Origin of the sequence: Vibrio alfacsensis, from assembly GCF_019670485.1 — a bacterium.
Lineage (GTDB): Bacteria > Pseudomonadota > Gammaproteobacteria > Enterobacterales > Vibrionaceae > Vibrio > Vibrio alfacsensis.
This window is the reverse complement of the sequence record NZ_AP024165.1, coordinates 2158474-2184326: the sequence shown is the minus strand read 5'-3', so window position 1 is coordinate 2184326 and position 25853 is coordinate 2158474. Positions and strand designations below refer to the sequence as shown.

Sequence of the window (25853 nt, the reverse complement as noted above, 5' to 3'; positions counted from 1 at the left end):
CAAAGGTAATTTGATGGCAAGTAAATTCCAAAGTCGTTTAGTCGGCACCATCATCTTGGTCGCAGTGGGGGTCATTGTGCTCCCCGATGTTCTAGATGGTAAGAAACTGCACTATAAAGAAGAATTTGCCAGCATTCCTATCAAACCTGAGCTTGATAGTGATGTGGAAAATTTTGAAATACTAGAACCGGTGGAGGACGATATCACTCTGCCAGAGTCTCCGGTCTCTGCGACAGTAGATGAATCAGAAGATTCGACTATTGCTGTTTCTGACTCAAAGCCGGAAGTATCCACTCAGCCAAAAGAAGCAAGCCAACCTGAACAAGTGGAAGTGGCTGTTCGTCCGGTTGAAGAAAAAAATCAATATGAAGATTCGGCCTGGATCATTCAGTTGATGGCATTGAAAAACCATGAGAATGCAGTTGCATTAGTAGAGGATTTACAGAAGCGTGGCTATCAAGCTCATGTGAAAAAAGAAAATACTTTTACTCGAGTAATTGTTGGTCCTGATGTGTCAAAAAGTAAACTTGAACGACAGGTCAAGGAATTACAAAAAATTACAGGCTCAAAAGGTCAATTGCTTAAATTTAAGCCATTAAATCCATAAGAAAACGTTTGCGTCAGCATTTTTTCTGTTAAAATGCGCGCCAACTTAAGATGAAGAAAACATGAATTGGTTAGATTTTGTCATTTTAGGTGTGATCGGATTTTCAGCTCTGATCAGTTTAGTTCGCGGTTTTGCTAAAGAAGCTTTGTCTTTGGTGATTTGGTTCGGAGCATTTTTTATCTCCAGTAATTACTACGCCAAATTGGCGGTGTATTTTACCAACATCGAAGATGACATGTTTCGAAACGGAGCCGCAATTGCGGCGTTATTCGTCGCAACCTTAGTGGTTGGTGCAGTGGTGAATTACGTCATTGGTCAACTGGTACAAAAAACAGGGCTATCTGGTACTGACCGAATTCTCGGTGTTGTGTTTGGTGGTTTACGCGGAGTACTGATTGTTTCTGCGTTGCTGTTTTTTATGGATGCGTTTACTGCATTCCCAAGCTCGGATTGGTGGAAAGAATCACAGTTGGTCCCTGAGTTCAGCCGTATCATTGCCCCATTCTTCGAGCACTTACAAGCAACATCAAGTTTTTTGTCTGGCACTATTAAGTAGTGCCAGCTACTGTCGAAAATCGAGGATCAGGACATGTGTGGTATTGTTGGAATCGTGGGCACAACGCCTGTAAACCAGTCTATTTATGACGCGTTAACGGTGTTACAGCATCGTGGCCAAGATGCCGCTGGTATTTGTACCATAGAAAGCAATCGTTTCCGTCTGCGTAAGGCGAACGGTTTGGTGAAAGATGTGTTCGAAGCAAGACACATGCAACGCTTACAGGGTGAGGTTGGCATTGGTCATGTTCGTTACCCAACTGCAGGCAGTTCAAGTGCCTCTGAAGCTCAACCTTTCTACGTAAACTCTCCTTTCGGTATTACTTTAGCTCATAACGGCAACCTGACTAACGCGAATGAAGTTCGTCAGAAACTGTTTGAAAAAGATCGTCGTCATATCAACACCACCTCAGACTCTGAAGTGCTTTTAAACGTACTTGCACATGAGATCGATACGGTAAAGGGCAATGTGACGGCTGATGACGTTTTCCGCGCTGTCACGAACGTACACCGTACAATCCGCGGCGCTTATGCAGTAGCGGCAATGATCATTGGCCATGGCATGATTGCTTTCCGCGACCCACACGGTATTCGTCCTTTATGCTTAGGTAAGCGTGAAGTAAACGGTAAAACAGAATATATGGTCGCGTCAGAATCAGTCGCATTGGATGCGGTTGGCTTCGACTTTGTTCGCGATGTTGCGCCAGGTGAAGCGATTTACGCAACGTTCGATGGCAAGTTATTTACGAAACAGTGTGGTGACAATCCAAAACTGAACCCATGTATTTTCGAATTCGTTTATTTTGCCCGTCCAGATTCGTTTATCGATAAGATTTCCGTTTACAGCGCACGTGTAGAGATGGGTAAAAAGCTTGGTGAACGTATTCGTGAAGATTATGCAGATTTAGATATCGACGTGGTTATTCCTATTCCAGAAACGTCGTGCGACATTGCGCTGCAAATTGCTCAAGCTATTGATAAACCATACCGCCAAGGTTTCGTGAAAAACCGTTATGTAGGCCGTACCTTTATCATGCCGGGTCAGCAACAGCGTAAGAAATCAGTTCGTCGTAAACTGAATGCCATTCGCTCTGAATTTAAAGGCAAGAATGTACTGCTTGTTGATGATTCAATTGTGCGCGGAACAACATCTGAACAGATCATCGAGATGGCTCGCGATTCAGGTGCAAACAAAGTGTTCATGGTTTCAGCTGCACCAGAAGTTCGCTTCCCGAACGTTTATGGTATTGATATGCCAAGCGCCACTGAACTTATTGCTCATGGCCGTGATAACGACAGCATTTGTAAACAAATTGGCGCAGATGCGCTGATTTATCAACGTCTTGATGATCTTGTTGAAGCTGTTGGCCTTGGTAACCAAGACATCAGTCAATTCGATACCTCAGTATTTAATGGTGAATATGTTACGGGGGATATTGACCAGCAATACCTCGATTTCCTTGACGGTCTGCGTAATGATGACGCGAAGACGCAAGCTGAAATTCAGCAAGATCTTGCTAATTTAGAGCTGCACAACGAAGGCGCTTAAATAGCCCTTTATCCAAGGCATTAAAAAACCAGAGCTTCAAAGGCTCTGGTTTTTTGTTTCTATTCGTTTATGTTTTTCAGCTTAGTGAATGTTGTAAGCGATCACGAAATCAATAAATAGACGCACTTTTTCTGGTAAGTGATCTTTGTGGTTGTAAAGCATGTAGATGTCGCGCGGGTTTGCACTCCAATCTGGAAGAATACGCACTAAATCACCACTTTCAATGAACTCCTTGATCATTACATCCGGCATTAACGTGATGCCTAAACCCTCAGAACATGAACTGCGAACCACATTCAGAGCGTTTGCTTGGAAACGGCCTCGCTCTACATTCACGACAGATTCCCCCTTGCTATTGATGAGTGTCCACTTAATGAGAGGGTATCCTTTAAGTAAAGAGTGATTGGACAACTCTTCTGCATGATTTGGTGCAGGGTTAGTGGCTAAGTAATCAGGGCTCGCGACCAAAATATCTTTCACTTCACCAATCTTACGTGCAATCAGACTTGAATCACGCTGTGGACCAACTCGGAAAATAACATCCCATTCCGTTGGGTCTAACTGGTCTGCATTACTTTCTGTTGTTAGCTCGATGTTGATGTCCGGGTATTGCTGCATAAAGCTATTAAACATCGGCATCATCATGCGCTTGGTAAGATTGTATGGTGCGGAAATTTTGATTTTTCCTGATGCGCCGCGGCAATCATCGGTAATTTCTTCGGCAGCAGAAGTCAATCTTTGCAAAAGTGGGGAGCACTCATGATAAAAACGTTCGCCAGCTTCTGTAAGAGAAAGTTTACGCGCATGGCGGTTCAGCAGCCTTAAGTTTACTGAGTCTTCAAGCGCTTGAATGCGTCGAGTGATCGTCGCCACAGGAATCATGGTTTTACGCGAAGTTGCGGTATAGCTCCCATTTTCGACGACTAATCGAAATAGGTTTAAATCATCTAATTTCATATTTCCAGACACACTCAGTTACCGTTTTGGCTAATTTATAACTAACTTTGCAATCAAAGGTTGCGTTAAGTCAACATGTTGCATTATTTGAACACACTACCCCTTAGTGAGTAAACACTGTTTAATAATCGAATATTTGTATATATGCTAATAACAAGCTACTTTTTAAGGCAAGGTGAAAGGGCCTGATGTCTTGCTGCATAGCGATCTGTAAGATGTGAATAAAATAAGAATAAGAACTTCAATTTTGTTTTTTGACTGAGCTTTGTGAGGTAAAAGGTATGCTTAAAACTCACAGTCAAACGGCAATGGTCTCGGCGCAGGAAGTGGTTCATCACAAACTGATAATGTTAGTTGACGATGATCCAGTATTTCGTGGAGTGACTGGTGCCTATCTGGGCAGCCAAGGATATAGCCTTGTAGAAGCTGAGAATGGTTTGGAGGCGCTTAAGTTATTAAGAGAGTACCAACCAGACTTAGTGATATGTGACTTGTCCATGCCTGTCTTAGACGGAATAGAGTTTGTTGAGGAAGTGAGCCTCGAATATCCATCTATGCCATTAATTGTTGTGTCCGGAACGGATGAAATGTCTGACGTTGCAAAAGCGCTACGGTTTGGCATTAAAGATTTTTTGGCAAAACCTATTATAAACTACGACCACTTGTCTAAAGCGATAGACAATACGCTTGAAGACAGTGATTGCCATTTTTCAGAACAACGTGATTTTGCCAGTCAATGGTTCCGTGTTGATGATGGTGGAGAAATGCCTGATGAGCAAGAACTCTACTGGCATTTAGAGTACTTACAGCAAAACCCTAATGCAGCTAGAGATTTACTGCATGCGTTGTTGCCTGAGAAAGACACATCTCAAGGCGACTGGAAGTGCTCTTATCGCCTATTACAATCGACAGATGTGATGCCACTTGTCTTTGATTACCGCTGGTTAATGAACGGACAGTTTGTTTTTTATTTAGTAGATTCAGCTTCACTAGAACATGAGGGTGTGGCGTCGACATTGTTGGTGCGAGCTTTATTTGATGATTACCTCAGAAATCTTAGTAACTTTAGTGCGGACCTCAAAGATTTAGCGGGAATTGTAGAGAAAGGTATTCAGTGCTCGAATGGAACGGGGGCTGTCAACGCGCTGTTTGGTGTCGCCGATTTAGCTTCCTCATCGGTATCAATCTTACCTGCTGGGCTAGATAGCCAGTGGTCAGATGGGCATGATAACCAGCACATTGCAGCTGGGAATCGACTAGGAAATGGCAGTATGAAGAACTTTATTACCCGAGATTTGCCGATTGATGTCACAGGACAACTGACGATAGGGTGCTTAGGTTCATCGAGTTTTAGCTTGAATATTGTTCGTAAAAGTCGGCTAGCGTAATATTTACTCACAAATTAAAAAAAGCAGCGCGTTTTCGCTGCTTTTTTGTATGAAAATAATGCTACCGGGATCGCTTTAGAATAATAACCTTACTTTGAGTTGGTGTTTAGAACACATAGTTTACTGTACACTCGATTTTCAACAATAAAGACTCATTTTTGCAACTATACATTAACTCTGAATGGGTTGATGTTGGGGCAGTGAGGGAAGTACAGTCAACAAGTGAGAAGAAGCATCATGGCAGACAAAGATTTTAAAGAGCCTTATAATATTTTTTACTTTTTGGGTTTCATTGCAGTTCTTTTAATTCCAACTTTACCTGCAACGTTAACCTGGTTTCGCGTAATGAACAGTTACGCAGGTTTTTAATCGCGTGTTTGTTTCTTGGAGTCCACCATTCGTATTAAGCGTTATTTCTTCAATGTTGCTGGTGGACTTTGTTTAATTCTTGGCGTTTTGGGTATCGCCCTTCCACTCCTACCAACCACTCCTTTTATTCTTTTAGCTAGTGCATGCTTTATGCGAGGCAGCCCTGCATTTCACAGTTGGCTTCATGAGCACAAAACATTTGGTCCAATACTAAAAAATTGGCATAACAATCGTGCCGTCACCCGTAAAGTAAAACAGCGTGGTGCCGTATTCATCGTGCTTAGTTTCTGCCTTTCTATTGTTGTTGTGCCTCTTCTTTGGGTGAAAATTGCACTTTTAGTGATGCTAATCGTTTTACTAAGTTGGTTTATACGCTTACCTGTGATTGAGTTGGTTGCTGACCGAGAAGAAAATCACTAAGATTGTAGAGAATAGTGTGCCCACTCTTCGAGTGGGCGTTTGTATTTTCAGCGCTTGTGACATTTATGAAAGTAAATCCATAGCGGTGAAAACCTATTGTTTGTTGCCCTCGTGATGTTGCGATAAGAATAGAGGGTGATAGACCAATCTAAGTAAATCGGTATTATGACTACAGAAACAATCTCACTGATCAAATCTAGCATCCAAAGCATTCAAGATTACCCAAAACCGGGCATTCTATTTCGTGATGTAACGAGCCTTTTAGAAGACGCAAAAGCGTATCAAGCAACGATTAACCTATTGGTTGAGCGTTACAAAGACATGGGCTTTACAAAAGTGGTTGGTACAGAAGCTCGTGGTTTCTTATTTGGTGCTCCGTTAGCGCTTGAACTCGGTGTAGGCTTTGTTCCTGTGCGTAAACCAGGCAAGTTACCACGTCCTACTATCGCGCAGTCTTACGAGCTTGAGTATGGCGTTGATACACTAGAAATTCATACTGATGCTATCGTTGAAGGTGATAAAGTGCTTGTTGTTGATGATTTGCTAGCGACAGGTGGCACAATCGAAGCGACAACAAAACTGATCCGTCAACTTGGCGGTGAAGTAGAGCATGCGGCGTTCGTGATTAACCTACCAGAAATTGGTGGTGACAAGCGTTTAGAAGCGCTAGGCCTGAACGTATACAGCATTTGCGAGTTTGAAGGACACTAATACATTCAATGAGTTATTTAGCTTTAGCGCGAAAATGGCGTCCTAACAAATTTGAACAAGTCGTAGGCCAGCGTCATGTCCTTACTGCTTTAGAAAATGCGTTAGCGCAAAATCGCTTACACCATGCGTACCTATTTAGCGGTACTAGAGGCGTTGGTAAAACGTCGATTGGCCGCTTATTTGCAAAAGGTCTGAACTGTGAAACGGGGATAACAGCTAGCCCATGTGGTGAGTGTGATACTTGCCGTGAGATTGATGAGGGTCGCTTTGTCGACTTGTTAGAGATCGATGCTGCATCTCGTACTAAAGTTGAAGATACTCGTGAACTATTAGATAACGTTCAGTACAAACCCGCTCGCGGGCGCTTTAAAGTGTACCTCATTGATGAGGTGCACATGCTGTCGCGTCATTCTTTCAATGCGTTGTTAAAAACCTTGGAAGAGCCGCCGGAGTATGTGAAGTTCTTGTTGGCAACAACGGATCCACAAAAGCTGCCAGTGACAATTTTGTCTCGCTGTCTGCAATTCCATCTAAAACCAATCAGTGTTGATGATATTCATCAGCAACTTGATCATATTTTGGAAAAAGAGCAAGTCTCTGCGGATGCGAGAGCGCTCGGCATGATTTCTCATGCAGCCGATGGCAGTATGCGTGATGCTTTGAGCTTAACCGATCAAGCGATTGCTTTGGGTAACGGGTCGATTCAAACCGACATTGTTAGTCACATGCTCGGGACGATTGATACAGACCAAGCTATTCATTTGCTTGAATCGATCAGCAGTAAGCAACCTCAACAAGCAATGGATAAGATCCAACAACTTGCTTCGAATGGTGTTGAGTGGGATGGTTTGCTTCAGCAAATCGCTACCCAATTACATCGCGTGGCAATGTATCAGGCACTGCCATCGACGTTGGATCAAGCTCAACCTGACGCAGAAAAAATTGAATTATTGAGTAGAGCGCTGACACCTCAAGATGTGCAGCTTTACTATCAAATTGCTCTAAAAGGCCGTGAAGACTTAACCTTGTCGCCAAATGGCCGTGTCGGCATGGAAATGATCGTATTGCGTATGATGGCATTCCGTCCCGCGACGAACACTCATGCGAATATTATTTCGACGGCTTCACCGTCTCAATCCGTTCCGGCTCATGGGGCAAATCAAGTAAGAGAAGTGTCGCAGCCAACGCCACAAGCATCATCTTCGCATGCCCAAATGCAACCTTTACAGGATTCGCAACGAGCGAGGGGCGATGCTTCTAACATGGCAGCATCATCACTTCCTCCCGCTGCGAACCCACAAGTTCCCCCGATGCCTGATGCCTCGCACTATTCGTCGGAATACCAGCCTGGACATGATGTGGCACCGGCACAGTATGATATTGCGCCTCCAGTGGGTGGAAGCTCTACGTCCGTAGAACATGCGCCTCAGCAGCCTCAGGCAGCGTCTGAAGCACCTGTACGCACTGGCTTAGGCGGACTTCGTCATCAGCTTCGCTCCCAACGGCAGGGACAGCTACAAGCGACAAACCAAAGTGGTGGCCCAAAAAAGTCTAGAACGACATCTGCAAGTAAAGACTCGGTTATTGACCGTGTAGCGCAACTTCATGGCAATTCTGCGCAGGTGTCGTCTAAAGCTATCCCTCAAGCTGAAAAGCAAAAAATTGAGGATGAAGCATACCGTTGGCGCCCTAGTAAGCCAGTAGAAAAAAAAGCCAAAACAGAACTGACACCGACACAGCTCAAGCAAGCTTTAGAGCATGAAAAAACGCCAGAGATGGCGCAAAAATTGGTTGATGAATCTCTCGAGAAGAGCGAATGGGCGAAGTTGATTAGCCAAATGGAGACACCAAAATTGGTGGAACAATTGGCTCTAAACTCGCACTTTGACAAAACAGGCTCGAGTGTTTCGCTACAATTAAGAAGTAGCCAAGCACATTTAAATACTGACAGAGCGCAAAGTGAATTGCTGAGTGCGCTGAATACAGTGTTAGGTGAAGATTGCCACCTAAGTGTCGATATAAGTGAAAATGGTGAAACGCCTTTAGAGCTTAGAGATAGGCTCTATCAAGAGAAATTACAACAAGCTCTCAACAGTTTAGAAAACGATCCACATGTTCAATTTATTGAACGTCGATTCGCCGCAGAGCTTGATAAAGATAGTGTACGTCCTATCTAAAAATTGAACGGAGTGGGGTTGAAAATGTCTATTGATAGCCCCATTTACAGATGCAACACCTAATGAAACCAGAGAGATAAACATGTTTGGTAAAGGCGGTATGGGCAACCTAATGAAGCAAGCCCAGCAAATGCAAGAACGCATGCAAAAGCTTCAAGAAGAAATCGCGAATATGGAAGTAACCGGCGAGTCTGGTGCTGGTCTAGTTAAAGTAACGATCACTGGTAGCCACAGCGTGCGTCGTGTTGACATCGATGAAAGTCTGATGGAAGACGACAAAGAGATGCTAGAAGATCTGATCGCTGCTGCGTTCAATGATGCTGCTCGTCGCGTTGAAGAGACACAAAAAGAGAAAATGGCTTCTGTTACTGGCGGTATGCAATTACCACCAGGCATGAAAATGCCATTCTAATCTGCTGAACTCTAATTAAGCGGATTTTAAATGCGTACCAGCCATATGCTGGAACAATTGATGGAGGCCTTACGTTGTCTACCTGGGGTTGGCCCCAAGTCGGCACAGCGTATGGCCTTTCATTTGTTACAGCGTGATAGAAAAGGCGGTCTGCAACTTGCAGATGTGCTGAGCCAAGCCATGACGGAAATCGGTCATTGTAACGAATGCCGAACTTTCACTGAGGAAGACGTCTGCCACATTTGTGCCAACCCAAAACGCCAAGAAAACGGCCAGATTTGTGTGGTAGAAAGCCCGGCGGACATTGCGGCAGTAGAAGCTACTGGACAATATTCTGGTCGATACTTTGCGCTTATGGGGCATTTGTCGCCGCTAGATGGCATCGGTCCAAGTGATATTGGGCTTGATGTATTGGATTATCGTCTTCGTCGTGGTGATGTTACGGAAGTGATTCTTGCCACCAATCCAACGGTTGAGGGTGAAGCAACGGCACACTATATCGCTGAACTGTGCAGAGAACATCAAGTTGAGGCGAGTCGCATTGCCCATGGTGTTCCTGTTGGTGGTGAGTTGGAGCTTGTTGATGGGACGACGTTGTCTCATTCACTACTGGGTCGACATAAGATTTAATAAAAGCCGCTTTTGTAAAGCGGCTTTTTTATGCGAGAACGTTAGTCGTTTGATTCGCCTGCGAGAAGATTTTTGTAAATCAGCGCGCCGAGAATACCACCCACGATTGGTGCAACCCAGAATAACCAAAGTTGAGAGACCGCCCAATCACCAACAAATACAGCAACACCCGTACTACGTGCAGGGTTAACTGATGTATTGGTTACAGGGATGCTGATTAAGTGGATGAGAGTTAAACATAAGCCAATCGCGATAGGTGCAAACCCTTGAGGTGCGCGTTTATCTGTCGCCCCCATAATGACGATTAGAAACATCATCGTCATGATAATTTCTGCTACGAGTGCTGCTGTTAAAGAGTATTGACCAGGAGAGTGCTCACCATAACCATTCGCAGCGAAACCTGAGCCAACCACATCAAAACCAGCTTGCCCGGTCGCGATGACGTAAAGAATACCACCTGCGATGATGCCTCCGATCACTTGTGCGATGATGTAAGGCACGACATCTTTGGTATCAAAACGACCACCGGCCCATAAGCCGACAGTAACAGCAGGGTTCAAGTGGCACCCAGAAATATGACCGATTGCGAATGCCATCGTTAAGACGGTTAAACCAAAAGCAAGAGAGACACCGAGTAGACCGATACCTAAATCTGGAAAACCTGCTGCCAAAACCGCACTACCACAGCCACCAAGCACCAACCAAAACGTGCCAAATAACTCTGCCATATACTTATTCATATTGTTTCCTATATTCGGGATGAGATTACCCGCTGAACATAGTTGAGAATTGTCAGCTGCGTGTGAGTGGAGATAGGAAAGTTGGATGAAAACAGTGATATTGAATTGGTTGTTTCATAATTGAGACGTATTTAAAGGTATATAGAACGCAGATAAGCGGTCTACTATCTCATCAACTTAACTGAAGAATTAGGTCATTTGTTCTAGTTCGGTAATATTCGTCAGTGCTTCTTGATTGCTTTTGCCACATACGACAGAGCATGGCTTAAAGTCATGACACACTTTTGGGCGCTCTGGATTACCAAAGAGTTTGCATAGATTATCGTCATTCAATTGAATACAACGTTCACCTGCAGGTTTGCCATTTGGCATCCCAGGAATAGGAGAGGAAATACTCGGTGCGATACAGCACGCCCCACAACCCAATCGACAATCCATCATAAAACCCTCGCAAAAAATAAGGGGGCATTATGGCGATTTCTGACTGGATTGGAAGCGTTATCTATCTAAGTCTTGTCAGCTCAGTCAAGCTTAGACCTATGCAGATATTCAGCAAAACTTGAACTTTTTCTGCCAGAGGGGTATAAAACGCACCCAATCCCACATCGTAATAAGTAGTAAACGTAATGAGTACTCCATTTTGGCAAAGTAAATCGTTGGAACACATGACAGAAGAGGAATGGGAATCTCTCTGCGATGGTTGCGGTAAATGTTGTCTACATAAACTGATGGATGAAGATACGGATGAGATTTATTACACCAATGTGGCTTGCAGTTGGCTAAATAGTAAAACGTGTTCATGCAAAGATTACCCGAACCGTTTCACATCGGGTGAAGAGTGCACCAAGTTAACTCGAGAAGATATTGAAGACTTTACGTGGCTACCTCATACCTGTGCGTATCGTTTACTGGCAGAAAAGCAGCCTCTGCCAGAATGGCATCCTTTGATCACCGGTTCGAAGTCAGCAATGCATGCTGCGGGTGAAAGTGTGCGAAACAAAGTGGTGTATGAGATTGATGTGGTGAACTGGGAAGACCACATTTTGAATCACCCAAATCGTCAGTAGCTAAAAACGAGAACGTTAAAACGGAAATGTTAAAACAGTGATTCAAACAATAAGCCTTTCAACGGTACCTAAGGTCATTTACAGGTCGCGATGTGAAAGGCTTATTTGTATTGATTTCTTTAGCGCCGTCGGCTAACCCCGAATAAATCGGTTATAAACAAACAGAAGAACGAAAGCACCTAATGTCGCAGTGACGATACTGCCGATATTCACGCCATCAGCACCGCCTAGACCAACAAAACTGCCCAAAAATCCACCGACAAACGCTCCTAAAATTCCGAGCACCATCGTAGCTATCCATCCGCCACCATCGTTACCAGGCATGAGCCATTTTGCTAATGCGCCGGCAATCAGTCCCAAAATAATCCAAGATAAAAACCCCATAAATACTCCTTTTCAATGATTCTTACGCTATCAATCATAGTTCATATCTAACTATTTATTTGAAACAATAATTAACTGATAACCAATAATTAACTGATAACCATAGCAATATAGCCAAGGATAAGAACCAGTACCGATGTTAATGCATAGGGCACAGGGTAGCCAATGGCAGGCATATCACTATGGCTTGCATCTTGGGCTCCTTTCATTGCTGGTGTGCTATTTCTTCCTCCAGCACAAGCGCCCGCAAGAATTGCTGGGTTCATTTTCCTAAAATACAAGCCATAGAGCCAAGCAAGAAGAGGTGGCACCAGTGCTGCTGTGACCCCTAATATTGCAATTTTAATGACGATGATGCCTTGAAAAGAGGCCAGAATTTTTGGTCCTACGGTCGCGGCTAATACAGCAACAAATAGGTTTAGCCCAATGTCTTGTAAAAAACTTCGCGCGCCCTCGCTCATAGGGCCCCCAAGCGTTGGATTACGAGTTCTAAGGAAAGAGAAAATAATACCAGTGAGCATACAACCCGCAGAGGTACCTAACGCAAAAGGAATGCCGGCTATGGTTACGCTAAGATGGCCAAATAGATACCCTATTAGCAGTGAGAACGCTAAATAAAATGTCTCTGTGATGGTGCTCTCGACGATGGGAACGCTATTTAAATTGGACGCGGTTTGTTCGACACACCATTGAGAACCAGCGACACGGATAACGTCACCAACTTCTACTTTTGTTTGTGGCATCAAAGGTTGTTGGTGTCCTTGTCGAAAAAGGGCTTTAAAATAAACGCCAAATCCCACTTCTGCATGCAACTCGGCGATGGTTTTTCCTGCATATTTAGACTTGCCAATATGGATGTCGGCGACTTCAATGTCGACGTTGCGTGCTCTTGGCTCATCGACTTCGTTGCCAATATCGGATTCTCCTTCAGAAATGAGTACATGATATTCACCACGCACACCGATGATGTCATTTAGAGCAAGAGTTGGGTTGTCTGATGCATTAATAACTTCATCACCTCTCACCACTTTGAGTACTGCCGCGTCTGGGAACTGTTGGTAAAGTTCTTGTACTGAACGTCCTACCAATTCTTGGTGGGTTACTTGATAGGCGCGAACATCGATGGGTAGAACGCCTACGTCCGAGAATCCAAACGTACTGGGCAATTTTTCATTGTCGTCGCCCGCTGAATATTCTGCTTCTGCCTCTTTTCCTGCCTTGATTGGGTCAATGCCAAAAAGTGAGGGAAGATATTTAATAAATAGAATAATGAGGACGGTAGATAATACATAACTGATCGCGTAGCCTGCTGCGATATTTGCGCTTACATGGTCGACGCTCATGCCCTCTGGTGGGGTGAATGCACCTGAATTGATTGCGGATTGAGCCACGCCCATTACTGCCGTCACAGTATAGCTACCTGAAATGATTCCAGCCGCATACCCGGGTTCAAGCCCCATTAGCTTGGCACCGATGACGACAATAGCAAAATTGCTGAATACGACAATTAAACCGATAACAACAAAGTCAAATCCGCCTCGAGCGAGACCAGAAAAGAATTGTGGGCCAACTTTCATGCCTATCGCATACATGAACATCATAAGGAAAATGTCTGAAACTAAGCCTGGCTCTTCAATCTTCAAACCGTAAACGGAGAAGGAAGTGAGTGCCAATGCGACCCCGACGACGAGTGTTCCTGCTGTTGTCCCTAAACTCACGCCTTTAACGCTAAGGCGACCTAAAGGATACCCAATCGCAAGTGAAAGGAAGAGAAAGACAAAGGGATTTTCTGACAAGTAACTAAAAATAAAAGACATACGGTTACCCTGTTGCTCTGAGGGAGAAAGAGCAAGGTACTTCCTCATCCTTTGCTCTCTAAATAGCATCAATCAGTATTATTTATCCATACAGTCAATATGAGCTTGGAGTTATACAAAACTAGATCTATGTATACCTAGATCTATGCAAACCTAGATGCACATGGACTTAGATAAATACAAACTGGTATGACGCTGGATTACCCATGATTAAAGTTAGAGGACTCATCTTCATTACTACCGTTAACGACAGGATGCTTGTCGAAGAAATCCACACAGTGTTTTAAATCAGAAATCAATAAATCGGCCATGTCGCGACTGAATCCGTGACGAACTAGGATACGCATTATGACGAGATCTTCCCTTTCTGCAGGCATTGCATAGGCGGCGATTTGCCAACCACGAGAGCGAATACGATCTGATAGATCGTAGAGATTGAAGCCAGGTTTTGTGTCATCCTTTAAGGACCAGCTTAGGGCAGGTATGCCTCCATGGCCGTTGTAGATGATTTTAAACATACCCATTTTTTCTATCTCTTCTGCGAGGTAATGAGCAGTTTCATAGCAAGCTTGATGAACTTTTCGATATCCCTCTTTGCCCAAACGAAGGAAGTTATAATACTGAGCAACGATTTGCCCCCCAGGGCGAGAGAAGTTAAGAGCGAAAGTTGGCATGTTACCGCCCAAGTAGTTCACGTTAAATATCAGGTCTTTATGTAATGCATCGGCATCACGCCATACCACCCAACCTACTCCGAGAGGGGCAAGCCCGAACTTATGACCGGAGGCATTGATCGATTTAACACGTGGTAATCGGAAATCCCACTCTAAATCGGGGTCACAAAAAGGAGCCAAGAAAGCACCGCTAGCTCCGTCAACGTGAATTGGGATATCTAAGCCAGTTTGTTCTTCCAGTTTGTCTAGCGCTTCATGCACCGCTTTTACAGGCTCATACTGACAAGTAAAAGTTACGCCTAAGGTAGGCACGACGCCAATAGTGTTCTCATCACATCGTTTTATGACTTCTTCCGGCGTCATGATTAAACGGTCGCCTTGCATCGGTATTTCGCGAAGTTCAATATCCCAATATCGTGCAAATTTGTGCCAGCATACTTGAACCGGTCCACATATTAGGTTTGGTCGATCAGTGGGTTTGCCGAGCTGTTTCATTTTTTCTCGCCATGCCCATTTTAAGGCCATTCCTCCTAGCATTGCTGCTTCACTTGATCCTGTTGTTGAGCATCCCATTGGGTTTTCGGCCTCAGGGGCATGCCAAAGGTCAGCGAGCATATGAACACATCTAGACTCTAGCTCAGCAGTTTGTGGGTACTCATCTTTATCGATCATATTTTTATCGATGCATTCATTCATGAGTTGATGAACCTCATCTTCTACCCAAGTTTGGCAAAATGTAGCTAGGTTTTGTCGTGAGTTTCCATCAAGCATTAACTCATCATGGACGACCTGATAAGCGTGATTCGGGGAGTGCTCATTTTCGGGAATGCGATACTTAGGCATGACGACAGATAAATCTTTTGAAGAGTAAACATCATCGATGATTGAGCCGCGTATGGCTGATTTTTTGTGCAGAGGCATATGCATTTCCTTCGCGTTTGGTATTTTGTGATTGAGTGCCTAGCAAGAATAAATTGCTCAATATTCCCAAATGAGCTCAAATATTGTGACCTCATATTTTTAAGTCATAAGGGTCCATTTACTGTAGTAAAGTTTATTAATTACTGCTGTGTTGGTTCATATATTAAGTACGTCTATTTCGAGAGTGGGATACAAAGGCCTAGGTAAATAGAGGTGTTGGCGCAAGTTTGACAGTTTAATTACGAATTACCGCCCAGCGTGCTTATTGATGTAGTAAACTCTAGGCATATGTTTTCACTGCCTAATAGGCGAGTTTTAACTCGGTGACCGTCTCTTGTGAGGTAAATATGACCTATCGACATTCTTTTACACCGCGTTCTTGTGCGGCCGCATTTTTCAGTTTTTTGCTTGCTTGTGTTCTGAGTTTTGGGCCTATTACGATTCATGCAACAGAGGCGAATAGTGAACAACAAACCTCTCTTGCAGAGCGGACGATTGATAATATTAATCAAGATATTTTGGATTTGTCTGCCACGCTTAAACAAGCCACTGGAGATGAGCGAGACGCTTTGCAATTGCAGCTTTTTCAGAAAAATGAAGAACTGAGAAATCGCCTTTCAGCGGCAATAAACAACAAATCCATTCCCAACGAAAAGCTCATTGCACTCGTTAGAACGCAGCAAAAATATTCAGATGGTTCATTTGCTTATTTAGATGATCGTGTCAAAGTGCTAAATGAAAAAATCAACACAGCTAAAGAACAAGATAAGCTCTCTCTAGTGAATGTTTACCGCGAGCTTCAACAGTACTTAGATGTTAGTTTCGAAGCCGGTTCACAGAACTTAATTTGGCTGAAAGAACTGGGTGTTCAAGACAATGAAGCTGAGGAAGTATTTAAAGATAGCGTTGATAAGCGCATGCGTTTGCTGTCGGCTTCTATTGAGTATCTAAACCAGCAAAAAGAGTTTATTGGCGCACAAATATCGTCAAGCCCTGAGTCAGAAAAAACGGCGTTGCAGTTGAATGAACTGATCCTCAAGCAAAGGTTGGATATTGCGACGAACAGTTTACGTTCTTTGATTTCGATAGGGGATGGGTTAGGGCTAGAGACCTCAGAATACAAACGCCAGATCTTTGAAGTAACGGGTAGTATCACGCATGATTTGCTCAATGCCAAAGTGGTGCTGTCTATTCTCACTCACTGGTCTAGTTCCGCAGGGGATTGGTTTGCAGAGAATGCCGCACAACATGTATTCCAGCTCTTTGTTTTTGCCTTAATTCTTTTGATCGCACGAGCGCTCTCGAAACTGACACGAAAAGTGGTGAGTAAAGCCGTCGCATCTAAGAATTTAAAACTGTCCCATCTAATGCAAGATTTCTTTATTTCGATGTCTGGCAAGGCAGTATGGGTGATTGGTATCATGGTCGGCCTGTCTCAGATAGGCTTGAACCTCGCGCCTATCCTGACCGGTTTCGGTATTGCTGGTGTGATCATTGGTTTTGCATTGCAAGACACGCTATCAAACTTTGCGGCAGGCATGATGTTGTTGATTTATCGCCCGTTTGATGTTGGCGATTTCGTTTACGCGGGTGGCGTAGATGGTAAAGTAAGCCACATGAGTTTGGTGAACACCACAATTCGAACTTTCGACAACCAGATCATTATGGTGCCAAACAGTAAGATTTGGGGCGATGTGATTAAGAACGTCACACATGAGCGTATTCGTCGAGTCGATATGGTTTTTGGTATTGGCTATGCTGACGATCTGTTGAAAGCTGAATCTGTGCTAAATGACATCATCACTTCCCATCCTGCGGTTCTTCGTTCTCCTGAGCCAATGATCAAAGTACATACATTGAATACATCGTCGGTCGATTTTATTGTCCGACCTTGGGTAAAAACGGATGATTATTGGGATGTTTACTGGGACGTGACCAAAGAAGTGAAATTGCGCTTTGATCGTGAGGGGATCTCGATACCTTTCCCTCAACAAGATGTTCACTTGCACATGGTGAGCAATGATAAGCAAGATGCATAGTGCTGCTTAACTGATGGGGCTCCCATCGGTTAACTTTATTCAATGAGTCAGTCCGCTTTGGAATACCAAAGCGGACTTTTTGCATGGGGGCTTGGGAAAGTGTTTAAAACCGTTTACCTAAGCTCACTTGTAAGCCATCATAACGGTCGTAGAAGTCGTCAAACCCCATCTCTGCAACGTTGTAGATGTATTCAGCTCGTAGCCAAATGTCTTTGCTCATATCCCAATGTATGCCTGCACCAAGGTTAAACAGCGCTCCAGAGTCATCCGTTACTTTTTGAACATCAGGTACGTACATTTCAGCTTGAGTACCCAATGCAGTGACTCGGCCAAATAGGGACAGAGGCGTATCACCTAGATTATCGCTGGTCATCACTGCCGACATACCCGCTTGATAATAATGCAAGTCCAGGTCAAGGTTTGCTGGGCCATTTTTCAGCTCACTCTGTGAATAGCGTAATACCCCTTCAAAAGCGAGGTACTGGTTTACGTGATAACCCCAGCCAACGGTGAGATGAGGTGTTGACCAATCGCTATCTCGATCCGTGCCAAAGTCTGGCGTATCAAACCCAACATTACCTGTGCCCAAATAGAAATAAGATTGATGAGTTTGCTCTTGTGCTGCGAATACTGGCATGGCCACTGACAATGCGGACAATAATAGGATGGCGTTTTTCATAACTTAGCGGTAACCTTTAAGAAAGACTATTTTTAGAATTAGTATTAAATTAATCAATAAGATAACTGGCTATCATAATATCAGTCTTTTGGGTGAGTGCGTGATTTAAGGGGGGAATTTGCTCTGTTTGCACAAATTTTCTGTTTCATTCTGTTGTGCGTAGTCCGCTGCTCTAAGCACTGAGGTGCATGGTTAGTTCAATAAAAGGAAAGTAAAGTGGCTGAATTTAAATACAAAAATCTAACGCAAGAAGAGCAAGATAAGCTAGACGCTGCAACATTTCGTCGTCTACTGGCACACTTAGATGCTAACAAAGACGTGCAAAATATCGACCTAATGATTCTTGCTGGATTCTGTCGCAACTGTTTTAGTAAATGGTATAAAGCAGAAGCAGAAGATCGTGGTATGGACATTGGCATTGATGACGCTCGTGAGCGCGTATACGGTATGACTTATGATGAATGGAAGCAGAACCATCAGCCTGAAGCTACACCAGAGCAGCTTGCCGCATTTGAAGCGCGTCAAAAGAAGTAATACCAATAATAGTGAATAGTGAATAGTGAATAGTGAATAGTGAATAGTGAATAGTGAATAGTGAATCACTAGTCGTAAATAACGGGTCATCCTAGTTTGTCATCATGCTTGATAACGTCGTTTTAACGCCGGTTAGTATCATTCTGCATCAAATACAAAACAGCCCGCTTGCTTGCGGGCTGTTGCTTCTCTAGCGTGTACGTTTTACTCAGTAACCGGGCCGCAGCATGCTGGCTCGACACAGCCTTTTGCTTGAATGATTTCAAGTTGAGTCAAGTACGGCTGAATATCACCAATGTTTGTTTTTACCCATTCAGCGTCGTAATACGTATCTAGGTAACGCTCACCTGAGTCACATAGTAGAGTCACGATAGAGCCATTTTCGCCGCGTTGTTTCATTTCGCATGCAAGTTGAAGAACGCCGTAAAGGTTAGTACCCGTAGATGCGCCAACCTTGCGACCAATGAGTCCCGACACCCAATGCGCTGTTGCGACACTTGCTGCATCCGGGATTTTGCGCATTTCGTCAACAACGCCAGCAATGAAGCTAGGCTCAACGCGTGGACGGCCAATGCCTTCGATTTTACTTCCGTTCTCACCTCGAATGTTCGGATTACCTGACTGGAAAGAGTCAAAGAATACGGAGTTATCAGGGTCAACGACACACAGTTTTGTATCGTATTTTTGGTAACGGATAAAGCGTCCGATGGTTGCAGATGTGCCACCTGTACCAGGGCTCATTACCACCCAACTTGGGATAGGGTGATCTTCTAGTTTCATTTGGCTGAAGATGGAGTTAGCGATGTTGTTGTTACCACGCCAGTCTGTCGCGCGCTCTGCGTAGGTAAATTGATCCATGTAGTGACCGTTAAGTTCTTCTGCGAGACGGCGAGACTCATCATAGATTTGGTCTGAACGATCAACAAGGTGTGCTTTACCGCCATAGAATTCGATCTGCTCAATCTTTTTACGAGCAGTGCTCTTTGGCATAACCGCAATAAAAGGTAAACCAAGAAGGCGTGCGAAGTAAGCCTCAGAAACGGCAGTGCTGCCTGATGAAGCTTCGATAACCGTTGTCTCAGGACCAACCCAACCATTACAAATCGCGTAAAGGAATAGTGAGCGTGCTAATCGGTGCTTCAATGAACCCGTTGGGTGCGTACTTTCATCTTTCAGATAGATATCAATACCTTCTAAAGATGGAAGATCGAGTTTGAATAGGTGAGTATCGGCAGAACGTTGGAAGTCAGCTTCAATTTTACGGACTGCGTTATTGATCCAGTTGTGGTCTGTGCACATAACATGGCTCCTTGGAAATTTGTAGGGTATTTTTTTGTCTATAAGGCTAATCTACCTATAAACTTAGAGAAAAACTTTGCTAATATTGCTTTGTTATTCACCAATAGTAGAAGATTTTTCTCCTAAATGCGGAAATTCTAGGAATGAGCTTAGATAAATTAGATAGGCAGTTACTTTCTTTACTCCAAACCGATGCTACTTTGTCTTTGAATGACTTAGCTGAACGCATCAATTTGACCACCACACCATGCTGGAAACGCCTTAAAAAGCTAGAAGATGAGGGATATATTGAAAAGCGAGTGGCATTGCTCAACGCAGAAAAACTCGATCTGTCTTTTATTGCTTTTGTGCAATTGAAAACCAGCGATCACTCAGAGGATTGGTACCATCACTTTGTTACGACAGTGAGTGATTTTCCAGAGGTGATGGAGTTTTATCGTATGGCGGGGGAATACGACTATATGATGAAAGTGTTGGTTCGGGATATGAAGCGTTTTGATGAATTTTATAAACGCTTAGTGAATAGCGTGAGAGGCTTATCTAATGTGACCTCTACCTTTGCGATGGAGCCGATTAAGTACACAACAGAACTGCCTATTAGTTTTTAATAGGACGGGATTGAAGAGCGATATCAAAGGTGTAAAGAGGGATAATAAGGGAGTGAAGACGCTCCCTTACTTATTCATCACGCGGACTATTGTATCACGTAGACTAACGCATCATGTTGGTTTTTACATCACTTGGAGCAGTACCATCGTATGCCGTTTATTTGGTAAAACGCATAACACCTTCTTGCACAGCTGTGGCGACAAGGTGACCTTGTTGGTTGTAAATTTCGCCACGCACCAAGCCTCTGGTATTACTCGCTGTTGGGCTTTCGATCACGTAGAGAAGCCATTCATCCATTCTAAATGGGCGATGGAACCAAATGGAGTGATCGATCGTTGCGACTTGGAAGTTTGGTGTCATTAGTGATACTTCATGGGGGAATAGCGCTGTCACTAAAAAACCCCAGTCTGAAGCATAACCAAGCAAATATTGGTGAATCAATTGGTTCTCTGGCATATCACCATTGGCACGTATCCAAAGGTACTGTTTTGCTTCTGCTTTTTTTGGATTGAGAGGGTTAATGATATTGACTGGCCGTGTCTCAATCGGCTTTTCACCACAAACAGTTTTGCGAAGTTTCTCAGGCAAATACTCGGCAATGTGGCTTGCGAGTTCGGTTTCTGATGGGAAGTTTTCTGGTCCGGGAATGTCAGGCATTGTATTTTGGTGATCAAAGCCCGGCGCTTCACCATGATACGATGCCGTAAGATAGAAGATCGGACGGCCATTTTGGATGGCTTTAACGCGTCGAGTACTAAAACTGCGGCCATCTCTTAAATTCTCAACATCATAAATGATAGGCTTTTCAGGATCACCAGGGTAAAGAAAGTAGCTGTGAAAAGAATGGACAGTACGTGTTTCCTCGACGGTATATCGTGCTGCTGATAATGCTTGCCCAATCACCTGACCGCCATAAACTTGAGGTAAACCTAGGTTCTCGCTTTGTCCACGGAACAAGCCTTCTTCTAATTTTTCGAGTTGTAATAGGCTAAGTAATTCTCGTAGTGGTTTACTCATGATGTTTCCTCACCGTTGTGACTTTAGTTGCTTCAATTATGAAACAAATTCAATTGTTTGATAATTTCTAACTTAGTTAAACTATTGTCAAATAAAACCATTTCATGCAGACAGTTTAATAAACAATCTCTATACTTAGCGCGAATTGATACATGCTATGAGGCTAATATGAAAAAAACGCTACTACTTGTTACTTCTTTATTGTTTGGTGCAGCGCTTGTGGGTTGTCAATCATCTCAAGTGACTGAAGTCGAATCCGCGGAGGCATCAATGAATACAATTACAGGTACAGTGGCATACCGAGAGCGCATTGCATTACCTCCCCATGCCGTTGTAACCGTTGCGCTAGAAGACGTGTCTTTAGCTGATGCTCCAGCAAAAGTGCTAGCAAAACAGACATTCGAAACTGCAGGTAAGCAAGTGCCTTTTGCATTTGAATTAAGCTACGACAGCAATGATATCAAACCAAATCATCGTTACAGCTTACGCGCTCGTATTGAAGTTGATGGCAAACTGCGTTTTATTAATGATACTAGCATTCCAGTGATTACTGATCCTGAGCAAACACATGAAGCGAATATCCGCCTAGTGGGTACGCGATAATTGTTACCAATGCAGAACTACAAATGGCAGCTTAAGGCTGCCATTTGTACTTTCTGAGAGATACTTTCCCAATTTCAGACACTTCAACGCCCTCAGCTTCGAGCTTGCGTTTCTGCCGTTGAAGATCCTCACCTTTTAGAGAAATTTTACCCTGACTATTAATGACACGAAACCAAGGTAACTGACTTCCCTCTGGTAAGTTACCGAGGGCTTTCCCTACATGTCGAGCATAGCCTGGGTAGCTTGCTAACTTTGCAATTTCCCCATAAGTACTCACTTTCCCTTTTGGAATTTGGTGAATTACAGCAAAGATTTGCATTAAAAATTGGTCCATACTCAAAGTATCCACTGTGATTTACCAAGGAATGGTAATATACATGGCTTGTACTTTTCTATTGGATATTGCTCCTTAACATCACATGCTACTCATCATTTTATTTGGCACTGTCGCCTTTTTTTGAGTAGGTTGTTGATTATCTGAATAATTGTAAAGTACAAATAGGAGTTTGAGCTTAGCTCAAAGCAAAACCCACTCAATCGCCGTTTCTATTTCGTTTTATATGCGGTTGGGTTACCAAGTCGGTTGGGGAAGCCAGGAGGCATTATGATTTTTTCGACACTTCAATTTTTGGTTACCACATTACTAGCGGTCGTTTGTGCTCGCGCGATCAGTCTAAGTGATGGGGATATTCCCGTTCTCGCATTAATGATTCCTGCGTTATGGATCCTGCCTCAAGGTGGGTTAGCGGGATTATTATTGCTTGGTGCAATGACAGTTTATGGGCTCACACTGTCGACACAGCCTATCGCACTTTCGATTGGTATATTGATTCTTTTTCCACTTCTCATGGTCGTGTTTTCTCGACGCAGCTCTTTCGGTGTATTGCTCACCGCAGGCTTAATTGTTGTCACGCTTCAAATTGGCATTATGGTGACACAACAAGCGGATAAGTTGGGCGGATCGGCATGGTTAACCATAGTTCAAACGGTCTCTGTGATTCTCATGTGGTGGGCCGCGACGCAATGGAAGCCATCTTCGAAACATGGCTGGTGGTCGTTGTTGTTACTGTTACCTCTCTGGTTGGCCGATTTGCCTTATGCGGTACTTATCGCACTTAGCATTACTGGAATATTGGCCTCAATGGAAATACTGACCCGGATAAAAAATCCAATGCGTTGGGGGAAACTATTGTGTTGGACTCTGCCAACGGTAGGCTTTGCCGTGTTAGTCGTCAGCCCTAATATTGAAGTGCCGAACCCGGTTTTTGTTGTTTGGTTATGCTTGCTAGGCACTGCTTGGATGACAGACTACATTCTTCGTAGTAACGATGAGCAAGCGGAACTTTGACAATGAGTTGTTGATATATCATTGAATAGTGACAGAAGCGACACTCTATTGATTTAGTTATGCATTAGAGATAGTAATGCTATATGGTTAATTATTCATAATAAAAAATTGCTTACAATAATAATTATACGTCACCGCCTATATAATTAGTTAGGTCAATGTGTCAGAGGGTGTTGGGTTATCTGGGCGCTGCCTCTATCTGTGCTTAGACCCGTTTCCAAACTGTTATGTAGGTAGGCAAGTATTAGAAATGTCTATCATGGTTAAAGTTGTGCGAAGTTTGTTGTTTTTGGCTTGCTTGTTTTTCGGTTTTTGCGTTAAAGCAGAAGTAACAACGCTCAGTGCTTATAAAGTAGCAACAGAAGCAGACGATGTTGTTACAAGAGTACTGTTTGATGCGGTTGCCAAAGAATTTGGCATTCACATCGAATATGTTACTTATTCGAATTTTGACGCGATTCTTGAAGCGGTCGCAAAGGGTGAAGCCGATTTTGCTGGCAATATCACCTACACAGATGTGAGGGCAGAGCGCTTTAGTTACTCTAGACCAACCAACATAGAATATACCTACCTTTATGCTTTCAGTGATCTCTCGTTGCGTGACGCTTCCGTTATTGGCGTTCCGCACGGCACTATTTATTCAGATCTTATTGCAGAGAATTATCCATATATCACGTTAATCGCTTATCAAGGTCATGAAGAAGCCGTCGCACTAATGCGAGCGAGGCGAGTCGATGGTGTTGTCGATGCAATCAATCAGCTAAAACCAATGTTGCTTGAGGGATTTGATGCGACACTACTTAATGATCACATATCCATTAAACCGGTGTCGATTGTGAGTCGAAAAGGGACTCATATTGATGAGTTAGATAAGTTTTCCTCTTTTATTCATAGTGAAAAAGTTCAAAAGTTGTTGCGACAAGAAATTACGCAATATCAATTCGAATTGCGTCAAACGGCATTACGAGAATCGATCAAAACACTCCCTTTTGATTTGGATAAGCCGATCACAATTAAGTTTGAGCCACTTTACCCTTATGTTGTTTATCAACCAGATGGTTCAGTTAACGGACTTACCGCAGATGTCGTGTTGAGAAGCTGCGATATATTGGCGCTGAATTGTCAGGTGATCAGTAAACCTGACGAAAGTTGGGAGTCAATGTACCAAGAGTTTATCAAAGGTGATTTTGACGTTCTTGCTCCATTTACGATTAGTCAAAAACGCCAACACTTTAGCCACTTTCCACAGCCTCATTATTCTCCAGCAGCGGTTATGGTGAAAAGACTGGGGTATAAAACCAATGTTTATTCCCATGTTTCGCAATTGATTTCTGAGCGTATTGGTGTCGTTAAAGACGACTTTTTTGATCAGATGCTAACCAGAATGTTACCGCTTAAAGACATTCATCGTTACCCATCCCAGACTGAGCTCCTCGATGCCATGCTCGCAAAAGAGGTGGACTATATTCCGATGGATACGGCGATGCTGAATCATTTATTGCGCCAAAGTGAGCTGATCCCAATAGAGCAGGACAACGCGATAGGTGAGTTTTATCATTCTCAATTGTCCATTGGTTTGGTGGACAATGAACGAGGCGGATTATTGGCACCGTACTTTAGCCGTGCGATTTCAATGTTGGATTTAGAAAAAATCATTGCTACGTATGATTTACGGCCAGATTGGCGAACCGCGTTGGAATATGAAATACGGTTAGCTAATCAGACACAAGTGTTGTTTTTTTCCGTGCTGGTTGTGGCAGTTGGAATCTCCTTGTATCTCTATCGACAGTCAAATACAGACAATCTGACGGGGTTAAGGAACCGACGAGCATTGCAAGTTAAGTATCGTAATGGCTTTTCTAAAGACTTGACCATACTTTATTTAGATATCAATAAGTTTAAGAAAATCAATGATACTTATGGTCATCAATCAGGGGATGAAGTGCTAAAACTTATCGCTGCAAAAATACGTCGGGTATGGGATGGAACAGGTTATCGGATTGGTGGTGATGAGTTTATTCTCCTCGGGTATCCATCAGACGAGCAGTTAACATTGGCATTGAAAGAGTTACGCAAGTTGGGTGCTAAAGATGGCCTCGTTGGTGATGTCAGTAAGGTATCTATCTCGGTTGGCGTGTCTAGACAGCGGGAACGCTTTGTTAGTTTGGAGAAAGGCTTGCACTTAGCGGACGCCGATATGTACAACAGCAAAATGAGATCAAAGCCAGTGGACACCAAGCAGGCAACAGCATGCGAGGCGGTAGGGAAGTAATTGAATGACTTTTGTTCAAACAGAAGTGAAAACAACAAATTCATCGTTTTAGCACTTGCAATCTATGGGGGGATA

Annotated in this window: 27 protein-coding genes; 17 read left to right on the top strand and 10 right to left on the bottom strand. The window is 43.5% G+C overall.

What is annotated here, in order from left to right; all coding sequences use genetic code 11:
* The first annotated feature begins 13 nt into the window (after positions 1-13).
* From VA249_RS10025 to purF, 3 genes are all read left to right on the top strand, one after another.
* Positions 14-607, top strand: coding sequence for an SPOR domain-containing protein (locus VA249_RS10025; protein WP_221067894.1), 594 nt, complete (start codon positions 14-16; stop codon positions 605-607).
* Between the two features lie 61 nt (positions 608-668).
* Complete coding sequence (locus tag VA249_RS10020) at positions 669-1163, top strand: CvpA family protein (protein ID WP_211916234.1); 495 nt, start codon at positions 669-671, stop codon at positions 1161-1163.
* Between the two features lie 33 nt (positions 1164-1196).
* Complete coding sequence (purF, locus tag VA249_RS10015; RefSeq protein WP_221067893.1) at positions 1197-2711, top strand: amidophosphoribosyltransferase; 1515 nt, start codon at positions 1197-1199, stop codon at positions 2709-2711.
* Positions 2712-2792: 81 nt separating this feature from the next.
* Here the strand turns inward: purF and VA249_RS10010 are convergent, their stop codons facing one another.
* Complete coding sequence (locus VA249_RS10010; protein ID WP_221069922.1) at positions 2793-3668, bottom strand: LysR family transcriptional regulator; 876 nt, start codon at positions 3666-3668, stop codon at positions 2793-2795.
* Positions 3669-3949: 281 nt separating this feature from the next.
* Here VA249_RS10010 and VA249_RS10005 point away from each other — a divergent pair, with 281 nt between their 5' ends.
* The 7 genes from VA249_RS10005 (at position 3950) to recR (ending at position 9775) form a co-directional block, all read left to right on the top strand.
* Positions 3950-5056, top strand: a complete 1107-nt coding sequence (locus tag VA249_RS10005; protein WP_221067892.1) for a response regulator — start codon at positions 3950-3952, stop codon at positions 5054-5056.
* Positions 5057-5293: 237 nt separating this feature from the next.
* Complete coding sequence (locus tag VA249_RS24220) at positions 5294-5425, top strand: hypothetical protein (protein ID WP_256997349.1); 132 nt, start codon at positions 5294-5296, stop codon at positions 5423-5425.
* 15 nt (positions 5426-5440) lie between these two features.
* Positions 5441-5845, top strand: coding sequence for a YbaN family protein (locus VA249_RS10000; RefSeq protein ID WP_221067891.1), 405 nt, complete (start codon positions 5441-5443; stop codon positions 5843-5845).
* A gap of 165 nt (positions 5846-6010) precedes the next feature.
* Positions 6011-6556, top strand: a complete 546-nt coding sequence (gene apt, locus VA249_RS09995; RefSeq protein ID WP_128810488.1) for an adenine phosphoribosyltransferase — start codon at positions 6011-6013, stop codon at positions 6554-6556.
* 8 nt (positions 6557-6564) lie between these two features.
* Positions 6565-8733, top strand: coding sequence for a DNA polymerase III subunit gamma/tau (gene dnaX, locus VA249_RS09990; RefSeq protein ID WP_221067890.1), 2169 nt, complete (start codon positions 6565-6567; stop codon positions 8731-8733).
* An 82-nt stretch (positions 8734-8815) separates the two neighbouring features.
* Positions 8816-9145 (top strand): YbaB/EbfC family nucleoid-associated protein, encoded by a 330-nt coding sequence (locus tag VA249_RS09985; RefSeq protein WP_005460082.1) that lies wholly within the window; start codon positions 8816-8818, stop codon positions 9143-9145.
* Between the two features lie 30 nt (positions 9146-9175).
* A complete protein-coding gene (gene recR, locus VA249_RS09980; RefSeq protein WP_128810490.1) occupies positions 9176-9775 on the top strand; it encodes a recombination mediator RecR in 600 nt (199 codons plus the stop codon).
* Between the two features lie 41 nt (positions 9776-9816).
* Here the strand turns inward: recR and aqpZ are convergent, their stop codons facing one another.
* Together aqpZ and VA249_RS09970 are read right to left on the bottom strand one after the other, a co-directional pair.
* The gene (aqpZ, locus tag VA249_RS09975; RefSeq protein ID WP_128810491.1) at positions 9817-10515 is read right to left on the bottom strand and encodes an aquaporin Z; all 699 of its coding nucleotides are present in this window, start codon (positions 10513-10515) and stop codon (positions 9817-9819) included.
* Positions 10516-10704: 189 nt separating this feature from the next.
* Positions 10705-10953, bottom strand: a complete 249-nt coding sequence (locus tag VA249_RS09970) for a YkgJ family cysteine cluster protein (RefSeq protein WP_221069921.1) — start codon at positions 10951-10953, stop codon at positions 10705-10707.
* Positions 10954-11141: 188 nt separating this feature from the next.
* Between VA249_RS09970 and VA249_RS09965 the strand changes: the two genes are divergently transcribed.
* The gene (locus VA249_RS09965) at positions 11142-11582 is read left to right on the top strand and encodes a YcgN family cysteine cluster protein (protein WP_128810492.1); all 441 of its coding nucleotides are present in this window, start codon (positions 11142-11144) and stop codon (positions 11580-11582) included.
* A gap of 132 nt (positions 11583-11714) precedes the next feature.
* Here the strand turns inward: VA249_RS09965 and VA249_RS09960 are convergent, their stop codons facing one another.
* The 3 genes from VA249_RS09960 to gad all read right to left on the bottom strand — a co-directional run bounded on the left by VA249_RS09960 (position 11715) and on the right by gad (position 15378).
* Positions 11715-11966, bottom strand: coding sequence for a GlsB/YeaQ/YmgE family stress response membrane protein (locus VA249_RS09960; protein WP_128810493.1), 252 nt, complete (start codon positions 11964-11966; stop codon positions 11715-11717).
* A gap of 89 nt (positions 11967-12055) precedes the next feature.
* Positions 12056-13783, bottom strand: coding sequence for an aspartate:alanine exchanger family transporter (locus VA249_RS09955; protein WP_221067889.1), 1728 nt, complete (start codon positions 13781-13783; stop codon positions 12056-12058).
* A 200-nt stretch (positions 13784-13983) separates the two neighbouring features.
* Positions 13984-15378 (bottom strand): glutamate decarboxylase, encoded by a 1395-nt coding sequence (gene gad, locus VA249_RS09950; RefSeq protein WP_221067888.1) that lies wholly within the window; start codon positions 15376-15378, stop codon positions 13984-13986.
* Between the two features lie 347 nt (positions 15379-15725).
* Between gad and VA249_RS09945 the strand changes: the two genes are divergently transcribed.
* A complete protein-coding gene (locus tag VA249_RS09945) occupies positions 15726-17417 on the top strand; it encodes a mechanosensitive ion channel family protein (RefSeq protein ID WP_221067887.1) in 1692 nt (563 codons plus the stop codon).
* Positions 17418-17520: 103 nt separating this feature from the next.
* On the opposite strand, the gene VA249_RS09940 is transcribed toward VA249_RS09945, so the two are convergent.
* A complete protein-coding gene (locus VA249_RS09940; RefSeq protein ID WP_221067886.1) occupies positions 17521-18096 on the bottom strand; it encodes a porin family protein in 576 nt (191 codons plus the stop codon).
* A 216-nt stretch (positions 18097-18312) separates the two neighbouring features.
* Between VA249_RS09940 and VA249_RS09935 the strand changes: the two genes are divergently transcribed.
* Entirely contained in the window at positions 18313-18630 is a 318-nt protein-coding gene (locus VA249_RS09935) for a DUF1244 domain-containing protein (RefSeq protein ID WP_221067885.1), read from the top strand.
* 204 nt (positions 18631-18834) lie between these two features.
* On the opposite strand, the gene VA249_RS09930 is transcribed toward VA249_RS09935, so the two are convergent.
* Positions 18835-19929 (bottom strand): PLP-dependent cysteine synthase family protein, encoded by a 1095-nt coding sequence (locus tag VA249_RS09930; protein ID WP_221067883.1) that lies wholly within the window; start codon positions 19927-19929, stop codon positions 18835-18837.
* A gap of 143 nt (positions 19930-20072) precedes the next feature.
* Here VA249_RS09930 and VA249_RS09925 point away from each other — a divergent pair, with 143 nt between their 5' ends.
* Positions 20073-20537 carry an Lrp/AsnC family transcriptional regulator gene (locus VA249_RS09925; RefSeq protein ID WP_128810498.1) on the top strand — a complete coding sequence of 155 codons (465 nt, stop codon included), beginning with the start codon at positions 20073-20075 and terminating at the stop codon, positions 20535-20537.
* Between the two features lie 157 nt (positions 20538-20694).
* On the opposite strand, the gene tesB is transcribed toward VA249_RS09925, so the two are convergent.
* Entirely contained in the window at positions 20695-21555 is an 861-nt protein-coding gene (gene tesB, locus VA249_RS09920) for an acyl-CoA thioesterase II (protein ID WP_221067882.1), read from the bottom strand.
* Positions 21556-21723: 168 nt separating this feature from the next.
* Here tesB and VA249_RS09915 point away from each other — a divergent pair, with 168 nt between their 5' ends.
* Positions 21724-22158 carry a YbaY family lipoprotein gene (locus VA249_RS09915; protein ID WP_128810500.1) on the top strand — a complete coding sequence of 145 codons (435 nt, stop codon included), beginning with the start codon at positions 21724-21726 and terminating at the stop codon, positions 22156-22158.
* Positions 22159-22189: 31 nt separating this feature from the next.
* Here the strand turns inward: VA249_RS09915 and VA249_RS09910 are convergent, their stop codons facing one another.
* The gene (locus tag VA249_RS09910) at positions 22190-22492 is read right to left on the bottom strand and encodes a DNA base-flipping protein (RefSeq protein ID WP_221067881.1); all 303 of its coding nucleotides are present in this window, start codon (positions 22490-22492) and stop codon (positions 22190-22192) included.
* Positions 22493-22762: 270 nt separating this feature from the next.
* Between VA249_RS09910 and VA249_RS09905 the strand changes: the two genes are divergently transcribed.
* The gene (locus VA249_RS09905) at positions 22763-23506 is read left to right on the top strand and encodes a VP0952 family biofilm-associated protein (protein ID WP_221067880.1); all 744 of its coding nucleotides are present in this window, start codon (positions 22763-22765) and stop codon (positions 23504-23506) included.
* Positions 23507-23765: 259 nt separating this feature from the next.
* On the top strand, positions 23766-25778 hold the full coding sequence (locus tag VA249_RS09900) for a GGDEF domain-containing protein (RefSeq protein WP_221069919.1): 2013 nt from the start codon (positions 23766-23768) through the stop codon (positions 25776-25778).
* Positions 25779-25853 lie beyond the last annotated feature (75 nt).